Source organism: Pseudoalteromonas rubra (assembly GCF_005886805.2).
Lineage (GTDB): Bacteria > Pseudomonadota > Gammaproteobacteria > Enterobacterales > Alteromonadaceae > Pseudoalteromonas > Pseudoalteromonas rubra_D.
Genome location: NZ_CP045429.1, coordinates 2233545 through 2251875 on the forward strand (window position 1 = coordinate 2233545; position 18331 = coordinate 2251875).

Sequence of the window (18331 nt, forward strand, 5' to 3'; positions counted from 1 at the left end):
AGAAAAAATACAATAACTCTGTCGATCTGCTTAGCTTTAATCTGGTAACAGCATTAATGAACATGTACTAGGCATGAATAAATGTCGGGGAAGTACACCAATTTTGTAGTGAGAACCATGTATTTGTGGTGTCGGGTAATTGATTGTAAGTAACTGTAACTTATTCTTTTTTAATTCGTTATAAGTGCTAATATTCGCTTGCTTTCGGATGGCAACTCAACAATTAAATACTAGAAAGGAAAATCAGTATGAAAAACAAACTAAAACAATTAATAAAGTTAACATCACTTATTGCATGCAGCTCTGCAGCCACGGTCTATGCTCAGGACAGTTCACCTATGTCCTGCTATTGGCAAGTCGAGAAACAAAATGAAGTTGGTATCTGGGAAAATCAAATGTGTACAAATCCGGTAAATGCAAATTTACCGGATGTATTGGTCGCTAACAAAGTAAATGTTCCGAGCTACGGCATTTGCAGCATAAATTGGCTAGATGGGTATCGGACCGAGCTTAAAGGTACAGTTAAAGTTGAAGGAAATAAGGCTAATTGTGGAGGACATGTTGTGTCTTTTGAGCCGGCGCCAGATACACGCATCGTCGATGGGCTGGAGGAAAAGCGCCTGGATTGTCGCTGGATTAATGAGAGTGGTAACGCTCATAAACTAATGTGTGACGATATTGAAGGGCGCACATTAAATATGCCCATTGCGACTAAAAACCAAGCTGCCGGATCTTCAGCGTGTATAATGGGCTTTAACGACTTTACACTCAACTATTTCGCTGGTGGAGTTGCTGTTGTCGATGATAAGCCCACTCAGAACGCCTGTGACGTTGGTCCTGTTTATTTTAGAGCTTACCCCGCTAAGCGTGTATGGTAGACGGATTTGAAGAAACCTTATTGCAATGCGCGTGGCGAGATGCAGATGCCGGTGCTCGCACTAAGTCTTGCTCTAATGTGGGTGCACCAAATAAAGAAGTGACTGTTGCGATTGAAATAAACGGCAAACAGCATTCTTTAATTGATGCGGTAAATAATCAATTATCAGATGGGGAAGTCGTCGAAGACAACACCCTTAACCCGATTTATCCGGCACTTTACTTTAGAAAATATTAAAGCGAAATGAATAATGTGACTCGAATAGCCAAAGATAACGTTCTGGAGATTGAAATCGGGTTGTTTAAGTCACTCGACAATACGCTTACTTAACAGCCCGGAGCTTTATCTGGGCTCTATATCCATATAACCCCTCCGAACACGCGTTCTGACATGCCACTTTCAACATACTTTATATCAGCTGGATGTATTGCTCTGCAGGTTACATTTTCTTTAAATGATAATGTACTGCGTTTCTACCTTTGCTTTGGTTTAATTTTCCCAGCTCGTCCGGCTAATGGCGATGAAAGTTACATTAGCCAGATTGCATAAAAATCGTGCTTCTCTATAGTGGTTCGCTTCTATGCATTTGGTTTTTCTTGCGTTGGTTTTCTGAAAACTTCCTTTAAAAACAACAGGGTGGAAGCCGTGATAAAAATAGAATGATTTAAAAATGTAATGTTATATTATAACATTTCCGTTGTGTGTTAGATGTTCGAAATATAATTATATGACAGTGGTAAGGCAGTTATGTGACTGCTGAGAACGATTTAAAAAACGAGTGCCTGATGATGCATACTCTCTTGAGAACAACCCTTGTTACATCTGTAATATTTGCGACTTCTTGTGTTAATCACACCGAGTCTGATCCTAAAACGACAAAAACCGCAACACCCAAAAATATCATTTTAATGATATCTGATGGTAACGGATTCAATGGCTGGTTGGCCACTGACTATTATCAGGGTCTGGCTGGTAAGCAAACTTATCAGGTGACGCGCCCGGATGGCACTGCACCATTGGTCTTCGGGCTTGCTCACAATGCGCTAAACCTAATTGATGCGCAGGGATTGCCACTGCCAAAAGGGACAGACGTTGCAAAGGCTGCTGGGGCTGTTACGCAGGGGTATGACCCGACAACTCGCTGGACGCGTTTTGAAAATGCCATGATCAATGATTATACCGCTTCCGGTAGCTATACCTCCTATACTGACAGTGCCGCCGCGGGTACGGCGCTGATGAGTGGCCGAAAAACCTCTGTTGGCCGCATCAATATGGACTGGAGCAACAGCGAGCGATTCGAAACCATAGCTCAACTAGCCATGAAAGAGGGCCTGTCCGCAGGGACGGTAACCTCCGTAATGATATCTCATGCGACACCCGCAGCCGCGATAGCGCACAATAGCTCGCGCAACAATTACGCCGATATATTCAATGAAATGCTGGCATCTGAACTGTCTGTCATTATGGGCGCCGGTCATCTGACAGCACCCGCTGAAGAGAAAGAGTATAAATATGTTGGTGGGGAGCAAACTTATAAGTCACTTGGTAACAAAAATGGTCGCGACGGTGTGTCCTATATTGATTCAGTCGCCGATTTTAAAGCGCTGGCTCAGGGGAATAATATCCCTCAACGTGTGATTGGTATTGCTCAGTCGGGTTCTACATTGCAGGCAGGAAGGGCTGCGTTACCTGATGACAATACGCCATCAGGGATGGCGTACAACACCAATGTGCCAGATTTAGCGACCATGAGTCTGGGAGCACTTAATGTACTTGAGCAAGATCCTGATGGCTTTTTTGTTATGATTGAAGGTGGCGCAGTAGACTGGATGGGTCATGCCAACAATATGCCCAGGTTCATAGAAGAGCAGATTGACTTTAATAAGGCGGTCGATGCCGTTATTCACTGGGTAGAAACACACTCAAGCTGGGATGAAACGCTGCTGATCATTACTTCAGATCATGAGTGTGGCGGGATCTGGGGAGAAGGAACCTGGACAAATAGTGTAGGTGGCTTTGTCGCAGAAGACAGAAGTAAAGCATCGCTGGAAACAGCACGTTTTCACCCTGAAGAAGATAAGTTTAATGCATTTCTCGCTGTTCAGAATCGCGGAAAAGGCAAAATTCCTGGGTATCAGTGGGCTTCACGCAATCACACCAATGAATTGGTACCTTTATGGGCGATAGGCGCTGGCAGCCAGCGTTTTAATGAGTTTACACGCACAGATTTAAAAGCAGCGGAGCTGTGGGGTGAGCACTATAAGTGGGACGGTAACTACGTTGATAACATAGTTGTGTTTGAAGTGATGGAAGCTGCGCTACTACGCAAGCCATAATTTATATTAGAGTTTCAAAGAAAAAGCCGACACCTGTCGGCCTATTCGATTAAAAAACAACTTTATTAGTTAGCGCATTATTCAATATTTTTACACGCATCTTCGTTGTTGTCCTTACTACGCAAGTAAAGAGAATAGTTGGTTAGCCAGTTTAAAGCGGAGTGAGCATTTAATAGAGAGACTAACCAAAATTTAAGGTACCACGCGCGAAATTTATATTTTAGTTTAATGATGGCATCAATCTAAGTTTTTCCGCAGCCACATTGTAGTTACTCACATGACAGTCATAACCCACGGGATAACTTAGACTGATTGGGTTGTTCGTTGCATAAGCTGTTAGTAGTACTGACAACATACCGTTAACCTCTGGCCGGCTCATTTCTCCAATATAGCGCCATGTCGCAACCCCTGCGTTATTTACTTGAGTTTTAGCTAACAATTTACCATTATTTTCAATTTGAATGTTTTCAACATATAGATTACTACATTCTATGGCTTGAACCGACATGGCTTGAACAGAAAATAGTAAAGAAAGTGCGTATATACGAGGTTTTATTGTCATAATATTCCTATGGGTAAAGTAAAGAATGGGGGGTTATTAGTAGCTGCCCAGCTTCCAGTGTTGCAAACTGCTTTGGTGCGAGTACCAGAAGCTTTGGGCTCTAAATAAATACAGTAGGGTAGTAGATCTTCTAGATTAATCACTGGTTCGTAAAACGTCGCTTTCCAATTTCCATTATAACATACATCTTGTGTATGAGAGCCCAGTGAGCCAGCCTCCCAATACATACAGTATCTCGATAGTGCCTTTAAGTCAGGTGTAGCTCCGTCAAAGCTGGGGTAATTCGCATATTGGGGGCCCATATAACTAATCAAGCGCCGGTCTGAAAAAAAGGTTTCGACACTCAGCTTTTCGCTTTTATCAACAGATAGAGTTGTATTCTCATTACAGTGAAAATCTACTTCTGTAACAAATTTATAAAAATTACTATCCTTAATAGTATGATTTTTCGGGCAAGCCTTTAAGTTTTCATGATCATAGAATGTATAACTTTTAAAATTTCTGCAATCTGAATTTTTATGGCAAAGCTCAATTTTTTCATTGCTGTTTTTATTTGTCAATATACTTAATGTGCTGTATAGCCAAGCCGGCTGTTCATATTTATATTTATTTTCATTTTCCTTATTATGGAGGTTGTTCATTGGTTTTCTAACATTGCCAAAGAGGTGTGAATCAATAGTATCTTCTAAGATAATACTACCATTGTTGGTGGAAATGTTTCTGAGGAACGTATTATGTGGACCATTGACACCCCAATACTTGTCGGCATGTATGACATTCACCATGTTTCCCTCAAACAGATTGGCATAAGGGAAGAAGCCATGAATTGAAATGTCATTCTTGCCTTGCGCTTCTCTAGAGTAATTATATGCAATAACATTATGATTAGCGCCACGAGATACTATCATTGAGTGTCTGAGCTTTCTAAATACATTGTTATATACTAGGTTACCCGTTGAAGCATCATTAATAAAAACACCATAGCCAAGGCCTTTATCATAACTTCTGGAATCAAGAAAATATGAGTTAGAGACAGCTATGCTCTTGCTATAAGATATTTCAACATGCGCATGCTTTGACATATAGCTATAGATGTTTTTAACCCAGGAGTCAGCCGCATATTTAAAGTAAATATGTTTATTTCCAGCATAAGAGTTTTCACAGACATAGCGGTCTTTGTCGCTCCACTTTTCGCAACCTCTGGTTGACATGATGGATATATTTTCTATGCCGACTTTTCTGATAGCATTAATCTTAAAATGATTGAAAATGTTACCTTTTTCTTTATTTTGTTTTAGCCTTTTGTTTTCATCAATATAGTTAGAGTAGTATTCATTTCCATCATTCTCATACGGGTCTTTTGATTTGTATTTGCTTTTGAATTCTTCTAATAAAAGTAAACCACCCGAACTCTCTTGTCCTTCATCAAATATTGTTCCAACAACATCATAATGTGATACATGATCTTTTTCGTCTTTGCGCCTAAAGTTCCAAATCATGTTTTCATCTGGTAGTGAATATAAGTTTAGGTTTCCAGCAATACTAGAATCTTCTTCAAGGCTTCCCAACACATTTATGACGGACTTATCTTTGAAAGAAGAGTAGTTTAAATGTGGATCATATAGAAATGTAGTTCGTAGTGTTTTTTTAAAACGTCCTTTTATATCATCTGTATGTATAGGGATACCTCTCAATATGGTATAACTCTTCATGTTTATTGGTGAGTCGAGGATAGTTTTTAGAGCCGGAAAATTAATAACAGAAATATTACCTTTTCGACCACAAATTTCAAATTGGTCAGCTATGACGTTGTTGATAATCTTGCTGTTAATCAAATCAGAGCTTAAAAAAGTATAATTACACTCTGATTTTACATCTATTTCTTCTCCTAAATTGATGAGCCTAGTTGTATTTTCCCACTTACGTTGTATTTCAATAGGAATGTTACTTAATATTGTTGAAGCTTTGCTACCTTGGGCAAGAGCTTCGAAACTTAAGCACAAAACTAAAACAGAAATAAGAGTTGAGCTTAGTTGCTTTGTTATCAACGTTTCTCTTCCTTTTAATATATAAATCAATCTTTGGCCATCTATAAAATAAGAGTGGGGCCTTTAATTTAAGTACTAGCCTTAAGGTATGCCCTATGGAGTTGGTTTATGAATTGAGTTTAAAAGCGTGAGTGTCATAGAAGTTGGATAAATCAAGTGCATAAAAAAGGCCGACAATAGTCGGCCTATTTTAAAACAGCAATTTATTAGTTACCGTTTTCATCCGCGTAGTTTTTACACGCTTCTTCATCGTTACACTCGCCGTACAAATACAGTGAGTGGTTGGTCAGTTTAATGCCGTTTTCTTTAGCAATTTCTTCCTGACGTCGTTCGATTAGTTCGTCTTCAAACTCGATTACCTTACCACACTTGAGGCAAACCAGGTGGTCATGGTGTGTACTGCCTGACAATTCAAATACAGACTTACCACCTTCAAAGTGGTGACGGGTCACAATGCCAGCGTCATCAAACTGGTTTAACACTCGGTAAACGGTGGCCAGGCCAATTTCTTCGCCTTTGTCCAGTAGGATTTTGTATACGTCTTCGGCACTGATATGCTGGTTATCAGGACACTGCAAGATCTCTAAGATCTTAATGCGTGGCAGGGTAACCTTTAAACCCGCTTTTTTTAGCTCTAAGTTGTGATCAGTCATTAATCTGTCTCAATTTGTCTAATTTCAGTTACTACATAAGTCTAGCACGACACAGACTTAAAAATAGTGCGCTTGGGATACTTACCCCGGGTTAACGTGGAATTAGTCTTCCAGCTCGCTTAGGCACATTTCTTCATATACCTGAGCAGACCACTTCTTAACGCGCTCTTCAGTCAACTCTGGCTGACGGTCTTCATCAATGCCTAGGCCAACAAAGTGGCTATCGTCTACAAGACCTTTTGATGCTTCAAAGTCGTAGCCCTCAGTAGACCAGTTACCAATAACGATTGCACCGCGCTCAGTCACAATGTCGTTTACCATACCCATTGCATCTAAGAAGTACTCGGCATAGTCTTCCTGGTCACCACAGCCAAAGATAGCTACTAGCTTACCTTCAAAGTTTATCTCTTCCAGCTCAGGGAAAAAATCATCCCAGTCACACTGAGCTTCACCGTAGTACCAAGTAGGGATACCAAAAAGAAGTAAATCGAATTCTTCGATATCTGCTTTGCTACTCTTGGCAATGTCTTTCACATCGACTAATTTTTTGCCCAATTCTTTTTGGATCATTTTTGCAACGTGTTCGGTGTTACCCGTGTCACTGCCGAAAAAAATACCTACGCTTGCCATTAACTACTTACCTTTTATCTATTAATCGCTAATTTTTCTTGCAAAATGGTTTCTATCAGCGCGCTACGACTGATGTTTTGCTCTTCCGCCATATCGCTTAACGCCTGATATAACTCAGAGGAAATCTTAAACTCAACGCGCTTTAACCCTCTTGCCCTGTCTCTTTTAATCTGATTGCGCTTGTTGATCTTTAGCTGCATCTCTCTGGGGAGAGGATTTGTCTTAGGCCGACCAGGGCGCTTTTCATTTTCAAACAAGTCGATAGTGGTTCTATCTAATTCAGACTTGGCCATTAACCAACACCCGCACCTTGCCAAAATACCTGTATCAGGCCCTTGGCGATAAAGCCTGAGCACCCTAAAAATAGCACTAACCAGACTATGTATCGACCAAACTTGGGCACGTCCCCTTTCTTTAGGACGTCCTGAATGGCCATACCTATAAAAAAGAATATCCCGGCGAGAGCAAAGTAAAGACCAAGGGTTTCAAACTCATTTATAAATTCGTTGATCATCTTTGCACTACTCAAAATATAAACGGCGGCTACTATACCATACCTATAACCGATAAATTAAGTTTGCAGCGAAAAAACTGCGGTAATTATTGAATAAAATCAATAATTGAACGATTGACGGCCTGCGGTTTTTCTGCGTGCAGCCAATGCCCGGCACCTTGGATGATTTTTGCTCTGGCGTTGCTAAAAGACTGCATAATGGCGTCTCTGTGCTGGGCCTCAATATAATCTGAGTTGTTTCCTTTCAGGAACAGCGTATCACACAAACAAGAATGAGTTGCATTAATATTTGAAATGATTTTAGTGTAATTAGCTTCTATGACGCTGAGGTTAAAACGCCACTCAAGTTGATCTTGATCGTTTTTAGCCAGGCTCTTAAGCAGAAATCCACGTACACCTTGCTCTTCTATGTAGTTTTGCATAATCGTATCGGCTTCACTGCGACTCGTAACGTCAGCCGATGCAACTGCATTTAAGGCACGAATAATGGTGTCATGGCGAGGGTGGTAATCCACCGGGGCGATGTCAAGGACAACCAATTTTTTGATTTTACTTTCGTCAAGCATGGCAACTTGCATTGCTACTTTGCCACCCATGGAATGACCGACCAGATGTGCTTGATTAATTTTCAGGTGTTCAAGCAAGGCAATGACGTCTTGAGCCATACTGGTGTAATCCATCACGTCGCTCTTAAACGACTGGCCATGATTGCGCAAGTCCAGGTTAATTACAGAAAATGATTCACTTAGTGCGCGGGCTATAATATTCAGGTTCTCCAGCGAGCCAAACAGGCCGTGAAGTAACACAACAGGCTCGGCACTGCCTAGTGGCTGTCCCGATAATTTGTAGTTAAGCAACATAATACCTCCGGATACGGCGCATAGTTTGCCAGTGTTGAAAGCAAAATCATAGCCGTAGAGGAATAAGTTAAATTTAGATATAATCCCGTGGAGATGCAGTAGATGTATAAAATGACAGGACAAGCATGAAAAAAATAGAAATAGATGACGAGCTATATCAGTACATTGCTAGTAACACGCAAAGTATTGGTGAAAGCGCTTCCCAGATCCTGCGTCGTTTATTAAACCTGAACTCAGTAGCACAGCCGGCTGAGGAGCCCGTACAAGCAGCAGAACCCGCTGCGCAACCAGAAGTTGAGCCGCAGCAAACCGTGGTTTCAAATGAAACTTCAGGTAACGTATTTGATATTCTCAATAAAGAAGAGCTGGCTATGCAAAAAGGCGTAGTAGGGCGCTTCTTGTTTATTCTGGCGGCGTTTCATCGTAGCCACAAAGCAGATTTCCACAAAGTGTTGGAGATCAAAGGGCGAGATCGCATTTATTTTTCGACCAGCAAAGCTGCGCTGCTCGAAAGCGGTAGTAGTACAAACCCGAAAAACATCGCGGACAGTCAGTATTGGGTCATGACAAACTCAAACACGACACGCAAGAAAATGATGTTGCATGAAGTTGCGCTCATACTTGGTTATTCGGCGCAACATGCAGAAACTATCCGAGACTACCTATAAGGAAATGTGATGGCAAATCACCCCAATGCAGGCAAACCAGCACCATTAAGTCAGCTGGCGAATATTCCCAAACTGGTATCGGCTTACTATTTGAATGAGCCTGATCTTGAGCAAAATCCGGAGCAGTGCGTTGCTTTTGGTACGTCAGGTCACAGAGGCTGTTCGTACAATGTGAAATTCAATGAATCTCACATTCTGGCCATTACCCAGGCTATCTGTGATTACAGAAAAGCGAACAACATTTTTGGTCCGTTATTTTTGGGCAAAGATACCCATGCTTTATCGGAAGCAGCGTTTAACTCTGCCATTGAAGTGCTGGTTGCCAATGAAGTCCACGTAGTGACACAGGAAAACGACGATTTCACGCCAACCCCTGTGATCAGTCATGCCATTGTATGCCATAACCAGACGCATCCGCATGAACTAGCCGATGGCATTGTCGTGACACCATCACATAATCCACCTGAAGATGGTGGCTTTAAGTATAATCCACCTAATGGTGGTCCAGCCGACACAGATGTAACTAAGTGGATAGAAGATCGTGCCAACCAGTTACTGACTGAAGATTTAGTTGAAGTGGAACTGTTTCCGTTTGCTAAAGCAAGCCGGTCAGGTTTTGTAAAATACGTCGATTTGATCACACCTTATGTTGAAGACCTGGCAAATATTGTTGATTTGGATGCTATCGCCAAAGCGGGTGTGCGCATTGGTGTTGATCCTTTAGGCGGTTCTGGCATTAATTTCTGGCCGGTCATTGCCGAACAGTATGGACTGGACCTAACCGTTGTCAACGAGCAGGTTGACCCGCGTTTTGCTTTTATGCCGTTGGACAAAGATGGGAAAATCCGTATGGATTGCTCCTCGCCATTTGCAATGGCTAACTTGGTAGACATCAAAGACGACTATGACATTGGCATTGGTAATGATCCGGATTATGACCGCCATGGCATCGTCACGAAAGACGGGTTGATGAACCCAAATCATTTCCTGGCGGTATCTATTGATTACTTACTTAAGCACCGAGACTGGCGTAGTGATATTAAAATCGGTAAGACGTTGGTATCTAGCGCAATGATCGACAAAGTGGTCAAAGGCAACCAGCGTGAAGTATACGAGGTGCCGGTTGGCTTTAAGTGGTTTGTCGAAGGCCTGAGTGAGCAGTGGTTGGCATTTGGTGGTGAAGAAAGTGCTGGTGCCTCTTTCTTGCGGTTGAATGGTGAAGTCTGGAACACGGATAAAGACGGTTTTATTCTTGGCCTGTTGGCTGCGGAAATCCTGGCTGTTACAGGTAAAACGCCGTCTCAATATTATCGTGAACTTGAAGCGCAGTACGGCGCACCGGTTTATAAACGCATTGACGCACCAGCCACGCCTGAGCAAAAAGCCAGATTGAAAGCACTTAGCCCGCAAGACGTTACGGCAAGCACGCTCGCAGGTGATGCGATTACTGATATTTTAACTGACGCACCGGGCAACGGCGCGGCCATTGGCGGGTTGAAAGTTGTCACTGAATCGGGTTGGTTCGCTGCACGCCCTTCAGGAACAGAAGACATTTATAAAATCTACCTTGAGTCGTTTAAAGGCGAAGCGCACCTCGCAGAGCTGGAACAGGCGGCCAAGGCATTGGTGGATGGCGTGATCTGCTAATTAAAATTATAGACAAGGCCATACATAAGTGATGGCCTTTTTTATACCTACTATCTTAGTTGGGGAAGTATGGCTTCCCGGCTACACTCATTTCTCTCACAAAAGGTGATGTTCGTATGTACCTTGATACGTTAAAACAAACTGGAGACTTCCTGACTTTAACTCGTAATAATGAGTTTTCCCTTGCCGCTGAGCAATTTACGCTAAGCAACGGCACTTTGGTTGAAGTAAAAGATACCGGCGTGATCCAGTTCACACCTGCCACTTATGGCGATAAAGACATTGTTCTGTCCAGTGCAGTCCATGGTAACGAAACTGCCCCAATCGAAATATGCGATGCGTTTATTCAGGATGTCATTCTGGAGCGAATTGAACTGGCTCATCGTGTTTTGTTTATATTTGGTAACCCAAAATCCATCAATATTGCTGAACGGTTTGTCGATGAAAACCTCAATCGCCTGTTTAATGGTGCCCACGAGAACCGCACAGATAACCCGGAGCAGATCCGTGCTGCGAAACTCGAAAGCTATGTAAGTGACTTTTTCACCAGCGTACCGGAAGGGCGCTATCGCTGTCATTATGACCTGCATACCGCGATTCGTGGTTCAAAAAATGAAAAGTTCGCCGTTTATCCATTCTTGCATGGAAAACCCTGGAAGAAATCACAGCTTCAATTCATGTTGGCCTGTGGCGTCAATACCATATTAATGATGCGCTCAGCAGCCACAACATTCAGTTATTTTTCGTCATTTCAATTCGGGGCTGATGCCTTTACTGTGGAACTGGGACAGGTCAAGCCTTTTGGACAAAATGACATGTCACGCTTTAGTGCAGTAAAACAAACCTTGAAAGCATTAATTAGTCAAGAAAGTGTTGAATATGATGAATTCAATGCAGAAGACTTCGAGTTATTCCAGGTCCACCGCACGATTAACAGAACTTGCGATGCGTTTTCATTCCCATTCCCTGATTCTGCGGTAAATTTCACCGGTTTTGCTAAGGGGGAGTTGCTTGCGACAGATGGTGATACGGATTATTTTGCAGAGGTTGAGGGTGAAGCAATCATTTTCCCGAATGCTAAAGTTGCGTTGGGTCAACGTGCATTATTAACAGTTGTGCCGCTCGAAGTCGACGAAAACTTTGTATAACCCTATGTAAGTAAAACGCTTATTAAAGCGTATCAAAAACTTTCCAGATCAAAATGTGCAAATTAACGGTTATTCATCTAGGATTAGTTGAATAACCGTTTACGTTAACGTAAAGTGGCAAAAGCTTTAATTTAATTAATTTGCATTTACCGCACTAATTATTCAAATCTCTAATCGCGGATCCGGCCCATTTTAAGCGGCTTTGGCGTTGCAAATTAGTTATGACAACAAGAGAAGGTAGGTTATGACTAACCCCAATAACATATCGTTGAATATCAGCCATGCGCTCGAATTTATCGATGGCCATGCACTTAACATCCCGACGCTGAAGATACTCAGCGAAGACGGTGACATTTTAGATGGCGCCACTGCACCTGACTTAGATAAAGAGACGGCGCTGCGAATTTACTCAACCATGCGCTTTATCCGCTTGTTAGATGAACGTATGCAGGCGGCACAACGTCAGGGCCGGATTAGCTTCTACATGCAATGTTTAGGAGAAGAGGCCGCGATTACGGCCAGTGCGGCTGCGCTTAAGCAAGAAGATATGATTATGGCGCAGTATCGAGAGCAAGCCGCGCTACATTATCGTGGATTCTCACTTGAGCAGTTTATGAACCAGCTTTTCTCAAACGAAAAAGATTTGGGTAAAGGCCGTCAGATGCCGGTTCACTATGGTTCAAACGAACTACATTACCTGACCATTTCATCGCCACTTGGCACACAGATCCCACAAGCGACGGGCTATGCCTATGGTCAAAAGCTTAAGCACATTGATGCACAAAGTGGTGAGCTCAGCAGCGAGATTGACAATGTAACCATCTGTTACTTCGGTGAGGGCGCCGCATCTGAAGGCGACTTCCATGCTGGTTTAAACATGGCCGCAGTGCACAAAGCGCCTGTGCTATTTTTCGCGCGTAACAATGGTTATGCTATCTCGACCCCAGCTGACGAGCAGTTTAAAGGCGATGGTATTGCGTCTCGTGGTGTCGGTTATGGCATTAAAACCATTCGTGTTGATGGTGCAGACACTCTGGCAGTGTATGCTGCTACACAAAAGGCCCGGGAAATCGCGGTGACTACCGGCGAACCCGTTCTGATTGAATCTATTGCTTACCGTCTCGGTGCGCACTCTACATCTGATGATCCTTCTGGTTATCGTACAAAAGATGAAGAAGCCGAATTCAAGTCAAATTGTCCGGTGGCGCGTTTCAAGGCCTGGTTGCTGAAACAAGGCTGGTTGAACGAAGAAGAAGATGAAGTACAAAAAGACAAGATCCGTGAAGAGATCCTGGCTGCTCTGAAAGTCGCTGAGAAAATACAAAAACCTGCACTGGAAGAATTGGTTTCAGACGTTTACGATACGCCAATTCCGGCACTACAAAAACAATACGAAGAATTAAAAGAACATATTAAACAGCATCCGGACGCGTATCCAATTACGGCTGGGAGGATCAAATAATGGCTAAAATGAACATGCTACACGCCATTAACTCGGCGCTAGACATTACCATGGCAGAGCACCCGCAGGCGTGTATTTTTGGTGAAGACGTGGGTTATTTTGGTGGCGTATTCCGTGCTACTTCCGGCTTACAAGAAAAATACGGTAAACATCGTGTGTTTAATACGCCGCTGACAGAGCAGGGTATTCTGGGTTTTGCGAATGGCCTTGCTGCGTTTGGCGCACCTGCACTCGCTGAAATCCAATTCGCTGATTATATCTTCCCTGCATTCGACCAGATAGTGAACGAGTCTGCAAAATTCCGCTATCGTTCAGGTAATGAGTTTAATGTGGGTAACTTGACTATTCGTACACCTTACGGCGGTGGTATTGCGGGTGGTTTGTATCACTCACAATCACCTGAGGCTTATTTTGCTCATACACCAGGCCTGAAACTGGTCGTGCCGCGTAACCCATATCAGGCAAAAGGCCTGCTGCGCGCCTGTATCAAAGATGATAATCCAGTGATTTTCTTTGAACCTAAGCGTCTGTACCGCGCCTCAACAGGTGAAGTGCCTGAGGGCGATTACACCATCGAAATTGGTAAAGCTGAAGTGGTCAAAGAAGGTAAAGATGTGACCGTGCTAGCCTGGGGTGCCCAGATGGAAATCATTGAGCAAGCAGCTGCTAAGGCTGAAGAAGCCGGGATCAGCTGTGAGATCATTGATCTGCGCTCCATTTTGCCGTGGGACGCTGAAACCATTGCGAAGTCTGTGACTAAAACTGGTCGTCTGGTTATCAGCCATGAAGCGCCGATCACAAATGGATTTGGCGCTGAGATTGCAGCCACGATCCAAAAAGAGTGTTTCTTGCACCTGGAGTCGCCCATTGAGCGTGTTTGTGGTCTGGATACGCCTTATCCACTGGCACTGGAAAAAGAGTATGTACCGGATGCACTTAAAGTATTCGCTGCAATTAAGAAGTCAGTAGAGTTTTAAGGGACGGGTCATGTCTAAAGAATTTATTTTACCTGATATTGGCGAAGGGATCGTCGAATGTGAACTGGTCGAGTGGCTAGTTAATGTCGGTGATGAAGTGAAAGAAGATCAGCCAATTTGTGATGTGATGACAGATAAGGCGCTGGTTCAGATCCCAGCCGTGCATGATGGTGTGATCACCCAGTTACATTATGCTAAGGGTGATATTGCGAAAGTGCATGAGCCACTGTTTGCTATGGATGTTGCTGGCGAAGCGCCTGCACCTGTTAGTAGTGTGAGTGGCGGTGATTCTGTGGCCCCGACATCAGCAGCGCATTTAGAAGACTTTATATTGCCAGACATTGGTGAAGGTATTGTTGAGTGCGAGATCGTAGAGTGGTTGGTCTCAGAAGGCGACGAGATTAAAGAAGATCAGGCTGTTTGTGATGTAATGACAGATAAAGCGCTGGTGCAAATTCCGGCTAAGTATGATGGTGTCGTTGAAAAACTATATTATCAGAAAGGCGATATTGCTCAGGTTCACAGCCCGCTATTTCAGATGCGTCTCGGTGCTGACCATAGCCCGAAACAAGATGAACTGGCCGTGCATAAACCACAACCAGTGAAAGAGAGTAAAGCACCATCTGCAGAGCCTTCCGCGCCAGCGAAAGTGAATGGCAAAGCGGTCGCATCTCCAGCAGTCAGACGCCGCGCCCGTGAAATGGACATCGATATTACCCTGGTACCTGGCTCAGGCAAAAATGGTCGAGTGTTCAAAGAAGACCTGGAACGTTTTGCGCAAGGCGGTAATACGGCTGTTGCTCAGGCAACACCGGCTCAAGTTGAACCTTCAGCGACTGCGCCGGTTAGTGAAGGAACAACCCGGGTTGAGGTTATCCGAGGTATGAAAGCCGCGATGGCTAAGCAAATGGTCGCGTCTGTTTCTACCATTCCACACTTTACCTACAGTGACGAAATTGATCTGACAGAGCTGATTGCACTGCGCAAGTCTCTTAAAGAGCAGTATGCAAAGCAAGGTATAAAGCTGACAATGATGCCATTCTTCATTAAAGCTCTGTCTCTCGCAATTAAAGAGTTTCCAATCCTTAATTCGCAGGTCAATGATGAGTGTACAGAGATCACTTATTTTGATGATCACAATATAGGTATGGCTGTTGATAGTAAGCTTGGCTTGCTAGTTCCTAACATTAAGCAATGTCAGAATAAGTCAATTGTGGATGTAGCTGAAGCAGTAACGCAGTTAACAGATGCAGCGCGCGAAGGGCGAGTATCACCAAATGATCTCAAAGGGGGTACGATTTCAATTTCGAATATCGGTGCAATTGGTGGTACGACAGCGACCCCAATCATTAATAAACCCGAAGTTGCTATCGTGGCGTTAGGTAAATTACAACACCTGCCTCGCTTTGATGCACAGGGTAATGTGGTCTCACGCTCGATTATGCAAGTCAGCTGGTCTGGTGACCACCGCGTAATTGATGGCGGAACCATTGCAAGATTTAACAATTTGTGGAAGTCTTACTTAGAGGAGCCGGCTAAAATGATGATGGCTATGCGCTAATCGTCGATTTTGCTAGTTTCTTACTTGTTGTAAAGGGCCTTTACGGCCCTTTTTTAATGGCTTCTCGTGTAAAAAATTAAAAAATGTACTCTCTATAGCTACACGAATTTCGTTTGATCCTTGCTACCACCTCACTCGTATTGACTGACAGATTTAACTGTTTGGCCTTATTTTATGATCCAAAGCGTGCAAATGGCACTTTTTCCATTACCTGTATTCCTGCTACCTGGTGGTGTAACCCGGTTACGGATTTTTGAGCAAAAATACTTGCGTATGGTCAAAGAAGCTGGCGATGACCGTCATTTTGCTATCGGTTTGTATAAGTCTGCTACTGAATATCAAACTGCGCCATGGGCAAGTTGGGTCGAAATCATTGATTTTGGCTCAGCAGAAGATGATATTCTGACGATAGACGTAAGATCTAAAGGATTATTGGACATTGATGAGGTTTGGATGGAGTCCGACGGATTGCGCCAGGCATGTTTTACTACAAGAGCGCATTGGGCGACGACTGAACTGCTGCCCAGGTATCAGCATATTAGCGACGAACTGGCTCGTATCTTTAATCAGAACCCCGAATTGGCTGCACTTTACCCTGAGCCCAGATTTGAGGATGCAGCCTGGGTGGCGGGACGTTTTCTGGAAGTCTTACCTTTTTCTCCAGAGCATAAAGAGGGATTTTGTGAACCAGACACTCTACCTCAGGCCCTAAAATTCCTCGATACCATTTTAACAGGACAAGATGACTGATAAATTCGCTGACTTAGTGATCTAACTTCTTTGGTCTGGCGTATGATAGGTCGAGAAGCAATAAAACCGTTTTTATACTTCCATTATCTATGGATGTGAGCTAATGATAGAAAAGAGCCGACAGCAAAGTACCGAAACGCCACAGGGGTCAGTTATGAAAGACGTTGCTGCTACACAAACATCGGAGCAACGTTTGCTCAGCGCTGAGCAACAGGCGCAGTTGTGCGATTGGATGGATCGTATTGCAAAGCAAAGGGACAGAAAGGCGTTTGCCTGTTTATTCAAGTGGTTTGCACCTAAAGTATTGCATTTGGGTCGTCAACGTTTTGGTGATGCAAGCCAGGCGCAGGAGCTTTTGCAGGAAAGCATGGCAAACGTGTGGCGAAAAGCACATTTGTTTAATTCTGAAAAGGGCGCTGTAACCACGTGGATATACACTTTGGTTCGTAACCAGTCTTTCGATATGCTGAGAAAAATGCAGACTAACCGCGAAGACAATCTGAGTGAAGACATTTGGCAGCAACACAGCAACGAGCGTGATGACAGTGCCGAGTTTTCTGACCACCTCCTCGATAGACAGCTTGTTGAGTACGTAGAAAAGCTGCCTGAAGAACAAAAAAATGTCGTTAAGGGCATTTACTTCCAGGAACTGAGTCAGGAAGAGCTGGCAAATCAACTGGGGATACCTTTGGGCACAGTTAAGTCTCGGCTCAGGTTGGCATTAGGTAAATTAAAGGCACACATGGGGGAGCATCATGATTAAATACCACCCATCCGAACAAATCCTGCAATCTTATGTTCAGGGAGAACTGTGTGCTTCGTTGAGCGTAGCCGTGAGTATGCACATAGATATGTGCCCGCAGTGTCAGAGGTTGGCACATCAGTTTGAAACAAGCTGTGCCCACAGTTTTATTGGTGAAGAATTTGAGCCGCAGAGTGAAGACAACTGGGATGACCTCATCGCGCAGATCACTGAGGATACTCTGTTTGATGAAAGGCCATCACCTGCACCCCTTGAGATCGAGGTGAAAGGCGAGCAATTCGTACTGCCTTCCAGCTTACATAACGTCGGCCTCAGTGGGTGGCTGAAACTGGGTAAGCTGGCCCGGTCGAGGCTGGATCTGGGCGATGGCAAGCTACACGCAAGCCTTTTGCACATTGAAAAGGGCGGGAGTGTTCCTCAGCACACACATAAAGGATTTGAGCTAACATTGCTCTTGTCCGGTGAGTTTAAAGATGAAATGGACAGCTACGTACCCGGAGATTTCATTATGCTTGATGGTGAGCACGAGCACTCGCCGGTTGCTACTGAATCTTGTTTGTGTTTCACCTTAGCTGACGATGCACTGCATTTCAGCCAGGGCTTGAGCCAATTGTTCAATCCCATTGGCAAGTTGATCTACTAACCCAGAATTAAGTCTAGACTTAATTCCTCCTTCGACTTGAGCACAAAGCCAGCCTTTGTGCTTTTTTCGTTTCTAGGGTACTGATTTCAGGCGCTTTCTCTAAAAACCTGCTAATGTACTAACTAGAGCGTCTATATACAGTGAACAGCTGCTACTTACCTTCGTGTCAGTCAGTGAAATGATGACAGGAACCTGAGGCAGATTGATCTTATGCCGGTTTGAACACGTATTA

The 18331-nt window shown here is 43.6% G+C and carries 19 protein-coding genes; 12 read left to right on the top strand and 7 right to left on the bottom strand.

Features of this window, described 5'->3' with window-relative positions; genetic code table 11:
* The first annotated feature begins 248 nt into the window (after window positions 1-248).
* The 3 genes from CWC22_RS09585 to CWC22_RS09595 all read left to right on the top strand — a co-directional run bounded on the left by CWC22_RS09585 (window position 249) and on the right by CWC22_RS09595 (window position 3213).
* Window positions 249-878: a hypothetical protein gene (locus CWC22_RS09585; RefSeq protein ID WP_138538264.1), complete on the top strand. Its 630-nt coding sequence runs from the start codon at window positions 249-251 to the stop codon at window positions 876-878.
* Window positions 872-1114, top strand: a complete 243-nt coding sequence (locus CWC22_RS09590) for a hypothetical protein (RefSeq protein ID WP_138538263.1) — start codon at window positions 872-874, stop codon at window positions 1112-1114. The genes CWC22_RS09585 and CWC22_RS09590 overlap by 7 nt, the downstream gene beginning before the upstream one ends.
* 548 nt (window positions 1115-1662) lie before the next feature.
* Window positions 1663-3213, top strand: a complete 1551-nt coding sequence (locus tag CWC22_RS09595; RefSeq protein ID WP_138538262.1) for an alkaline phosphatase — start codon at window positions 1663-1665, stop codon at window positions 3211-3213.
* A gap of 220 nt (window positions 3214-3433) precedes the next feature.
* Here the strand turns inward: CWC22_RS09595 and CWC22_RS09600 are convergent, their stop codons facing one another.
* From CWC22_RS09600 to CWC22_RS09630, 7 genes are all read right to left on the bottom strand, one after another.
* The gene (locus CWC22_RS09600; protein ID WP_049866192.1) at window positions 3434-3775 is read right to left on the bottom strand and encodes a hypothetical protein; all 342 of its coding nucleotides are present in this window, start codon (window positions 3773-3775) and stop codon (window positions 3434-3436) included.
* The gene (locus tag CWC22_RS09605) at window positions 3772-5823 is read right to left on the bottom strand and encodes a hypothetical protein (protein WP_138538261.1); all 2052 of its coding nucleotides are present in this window, start codon (window positions 5821-5823) and stop codon (window positions 3772-3774) included. Before CWC22_RS09605 ends, CWC22_RS09600 begins: the two co-directional genes overlap by 4 nt.
* Window positions 5824-6029: 206 nt before the next feature.
* On the bottom strand, window positions 6030-6476 hold the full coding sequence (fur, locus tag CWC22_RS09610) for a ferric iron uptake transcriptional regulator (protein ID WP_049866190.1): 447 nt from the start codon (window positions 6474-6476) through the stop codon (window positions 6030-6032).
* A gap of 102 nt (window positions 6477-6578) precedes the next feature.
* On the bottom strand, window positions 6579-7106 hold the full coding sequence (fldA, locus tag CWC22_RS09615) for a flavodoxin FldA (RefSeq protein ID WP_125559473.1): 528 nt from the start codon (window positions 7104-7106) through the stop codon (window positions 6579-6581).
* Window positions 7107-7120: 14 nt separating this feature from the next.
* Window positions 7121-7399: a LexA regulated protein gene (gene ybfE, locus CWC22_RS09620; RefSeq protein WP_010384731.1), complete on the bottom strand. Its 279-nt coding sequence runs from the start codon at window positions 7397-7399 to the stop codon at window positions 7121-7123.
* Window positions 7399-7620 carry a DUF2788 domain-containing protein gene (locus CWC22_RS09625; protein WP_125559476.1) on the bottom strand — a complete coding sequence of 74 codons (222 nt, stop codon included), beginning with the start codon at window positions 7618-7620 and terminating at the stop codon, window positions 7399-7401. The genes ybfE and CWC22_RS09625 overlap by 1 nt, the downstream gene beginning before the upstream one ends.
* Before the next feature lie 86 nt (window positions 7621-7706).
* On the bottom strand, window positions 7707-8480 hold the full coding sequence (locus tag CWC22_RS09630; protein ID WP_138538260.1) for an alpha/beta fold hydrolase: 774 nt from the start codon (window positions 8478-8480) through the stop codon (window positions 7707-7709).
* Window positions 8481-8605: 125 nt separating this feature from the next.
* Here CWC22_RS09630 and seqA point away from each other — a divergent pair, with 125 nt between their 5' ends.
* From seqA to CWC22_RS09675, 9 genes are all read left to right on the top strand, one after another.
* Window positions 8606-9148: a replication initiation negative regulator SeqA gene (gene seqA / locus CWC22_RS09635; RefSeq protein ID WP_125559479.1), complete on the top strand. Its 543-nt coding sequence runs from the start codon at window positions 8606-8608 to the stop codon at window positions 9146-9148.
* A 9-nt stretch (window positions 9149-9157) separates the two neighbouring features.
* Window positions 9158-10795: a phosphoglucomutase (alpha-D-glucose-1,6-bisphosphate-dependent) gene (gene pgm, locus CWC22_RS09640; protein ID WP_125559481.1), complete on the top strand. Its 1638-nt coding sequence runs from the start codon at window positions 9158-9160 to the stop codon at window positions 10793-10795.
* A gap of 116 nt (window positions 10796-10911) precedes the next feature.
* The gene (astE, locus tag CWC22_RS09645) at window positions 10912-11943 is read left to right on the top strand and encodes a succinylglutamate desuccinylase (protein WP_138538259.1); all 1032 of its coding nucleotides are present in this window, start codon (window positions 10912-10914) and stop codon (window positions 11941-11943) included.
* Window positions 11944-12187: 244 nt separating this feature from the next.
* Window positions 12188-13405 (top strand): thiamine pyrophosphate-dependent dehydrogenase E1 component subunit alpha, encoded by a 1218-nt coding sequence (locus CWC22_RS09650; RefSeq protein WP_138538258.1) that lies wholly within the window; start codon window positions 12188-12190, stop codon window positions 13403-13405.
* Window positions 13405-14382 carry an alpha-ketoacid dehydrogenase subunit beta gene (locus CWC22_RS09655; protein WP_010384723.1) on the top strand — a complete coding sequence of 326 codons (978 nt, stop codon included), beginning with the start codon at window positions 13405-13407 and terminating at the stop codon, window positions 14380-14382. The genes CWC22_RS09650 and CWC22_RS09655 overlap by 1 nt, the downstream gene beginning before the upstream one ends.
* Window positions 14383-14392: 10 nt before the next feature.
* Entirely contained in the window at window positions 14393-15943 is a 1551-nt protein-coding gene (locus CWC22_RS09660) for a dihydrolipoyllysine-residue acetyltransferase (protein WP_138538257.1), read from the top strand.
* Window positions 15944-16135: 192 nt separating this feature from the next.
* Entirely contained in the window at window positions 16136-16693 is a 558-nt protein-coding gene (locus tag CWC22_RS09665) for an LON peptidase substrate-binding domain-containing protein (RefSeq protein WP_125559489.1), read from the top strand.
* A gap of 103 nt (window positions 16694-16796) precedes the next feature.
* A complete protein-coding gene (locus tag CWC22_RS09670) occupies window positions 16797-17456 on the top strand; it encodes a sigma-70 family RNA polymerase sigma factor (RefSeq protein WP_125559491.1) in 660 nt (219 codons plus the stop codon).
* The gene (locus CWC22_RS09675) at window positions 17449-18099 is read left to right on the top strand and encodes a ChrR family anti-sigma-E factor (RefSeq protein ID WP_138538256.1); all 651 of its coding nucleotides are present in this window, start codon (window positions 17449-17451) and stop codon (window positions 18097-18099) included. Before CWC22_RS09670 ends, CWC22_RS09675 begins: the two co-directional genes overlap by 8 nt.
* Window positions 18100-18331 lie beyond the last annotated feature (232 nt).

Bases quoted from the DNA above. Each gene is read 5' to 3' on its own strand.
- CWC22_RS09670 (WP_125559491.1), top strand. From the start codon at position 16,797: ATGATAGAAAAGAGCCGACAGCAAAGTACCGAAACGCCACAGGGGTCA.
- CWC22_RS09625 (WP_125559476.1), bottom strand. From the start codon at position 7,620: ATGATCAACGAATTTATAAATGAGTTTGAAACCCTTGGTCTTTACTTT.
- seqA (WP_125559479.1), top strand. From the start codon at position 8,606: ATGAAAAAAATAGAAATAGATGACGAGCTATATCAGTACATTGCTAGT.
- CWC22_RS09665 (WP_125559489.1), top strand. From the start codon at position 16,136: ATGGCACTTTTTCCATTACCTGTATTCCTGCTACCTGGTGGTGTAACC.
- CWC22_RS09600 (WP_049866192.1), bottom strand. From the start codon at position 3,775: ATGACAATAAAACCTCGTATATACGCACTTTCTTTACTATTTTCTGTT.
- CWC22_RS09595 (WP_138538262.1), top strand. From the start codon at position 1,663: ATGATGCATACTCTCTTGAGAACAACCCTTGTTACATCTGTAATATTT.
- fldA (WP_125559473.1), bottom strand. From the start codon at position 7,106: ATGGCAAGCGTAGGTATTTTTTTCGGCAGTGACACGGGTAACACCGAA.
- CWC22_RS09660 (WP_138538257.1), top strand. From the start codon at position 14,393: ATGTCTAAAGAATTTATTTTACCTGATATTGGCGAAGGGATCGTCGAA.
- CWC22_RS09630 (WP_138538260.1), bottom strand. From the start codon at position 8,480: ATGTTGCTTAACTACAAATTATCGGGACAGCCACTAGGCAGTGCCGAG.
- CWC22_RS09585 (WP_138538264.1), top strand. From the start codon at position 249: ATGAAAAACAAACTAAAACAATTAATAAAGTTAACATCACTTATTGCA.
- fur (WP_049866190.1), bottom strand. From the start codon at position 6,476: ATGACTGATCACAACTTAGAGCTAAAAAAAGCGGGTTTAAAGGTTACC.
- CWC22_RS09590 (WP_138538263.1), top strand. From the start codon at position 872: ATGGTAGACGGATTTGAAGAAACCTTATTGCAATGCGCGTGGCGAGAT.
- CWC22_RS09675 (WP_138538256.1), top strand. From the start codon at position 17,449: ATGATTAAATACCACCCATCCGAACAAATCCTGCAATCTTATGTTCAG.
- CWC22_RS09650 (WP_138538258.1), top strand. From the start codon at position 12,188: ATGACTAACCCCAATAACATATCGTTGAATATCAGCCATGCGCTCGAA.
- pgm (WP_125559481.1), top strand. From the start codon at position 9,158: ATGGCAAATCACCCCAATGCAGGCAAACCAGCACCATTAAGTCAGCTG.
- astE (WP_138538259.1), top strand. From the start codon at position 10,912: ATGTACCTTGATACGTTAAAACAAACTGGAGACTTCCTGACTTTAACT.
- ybfE (WP_010384731.1), bottom strand. From the start codon at position 7,399: ATGGCCAAGTCTGAATTAGATAGAACCACTATCGACTTGTTTGAAAAT.
- CWC22_RS09655 (WP_010384723.1), top strand. From the start codon at position 13,405: ATGGCTAAAATGAACATGCTACACGCCATTAACTCGGCGCTAGACATT.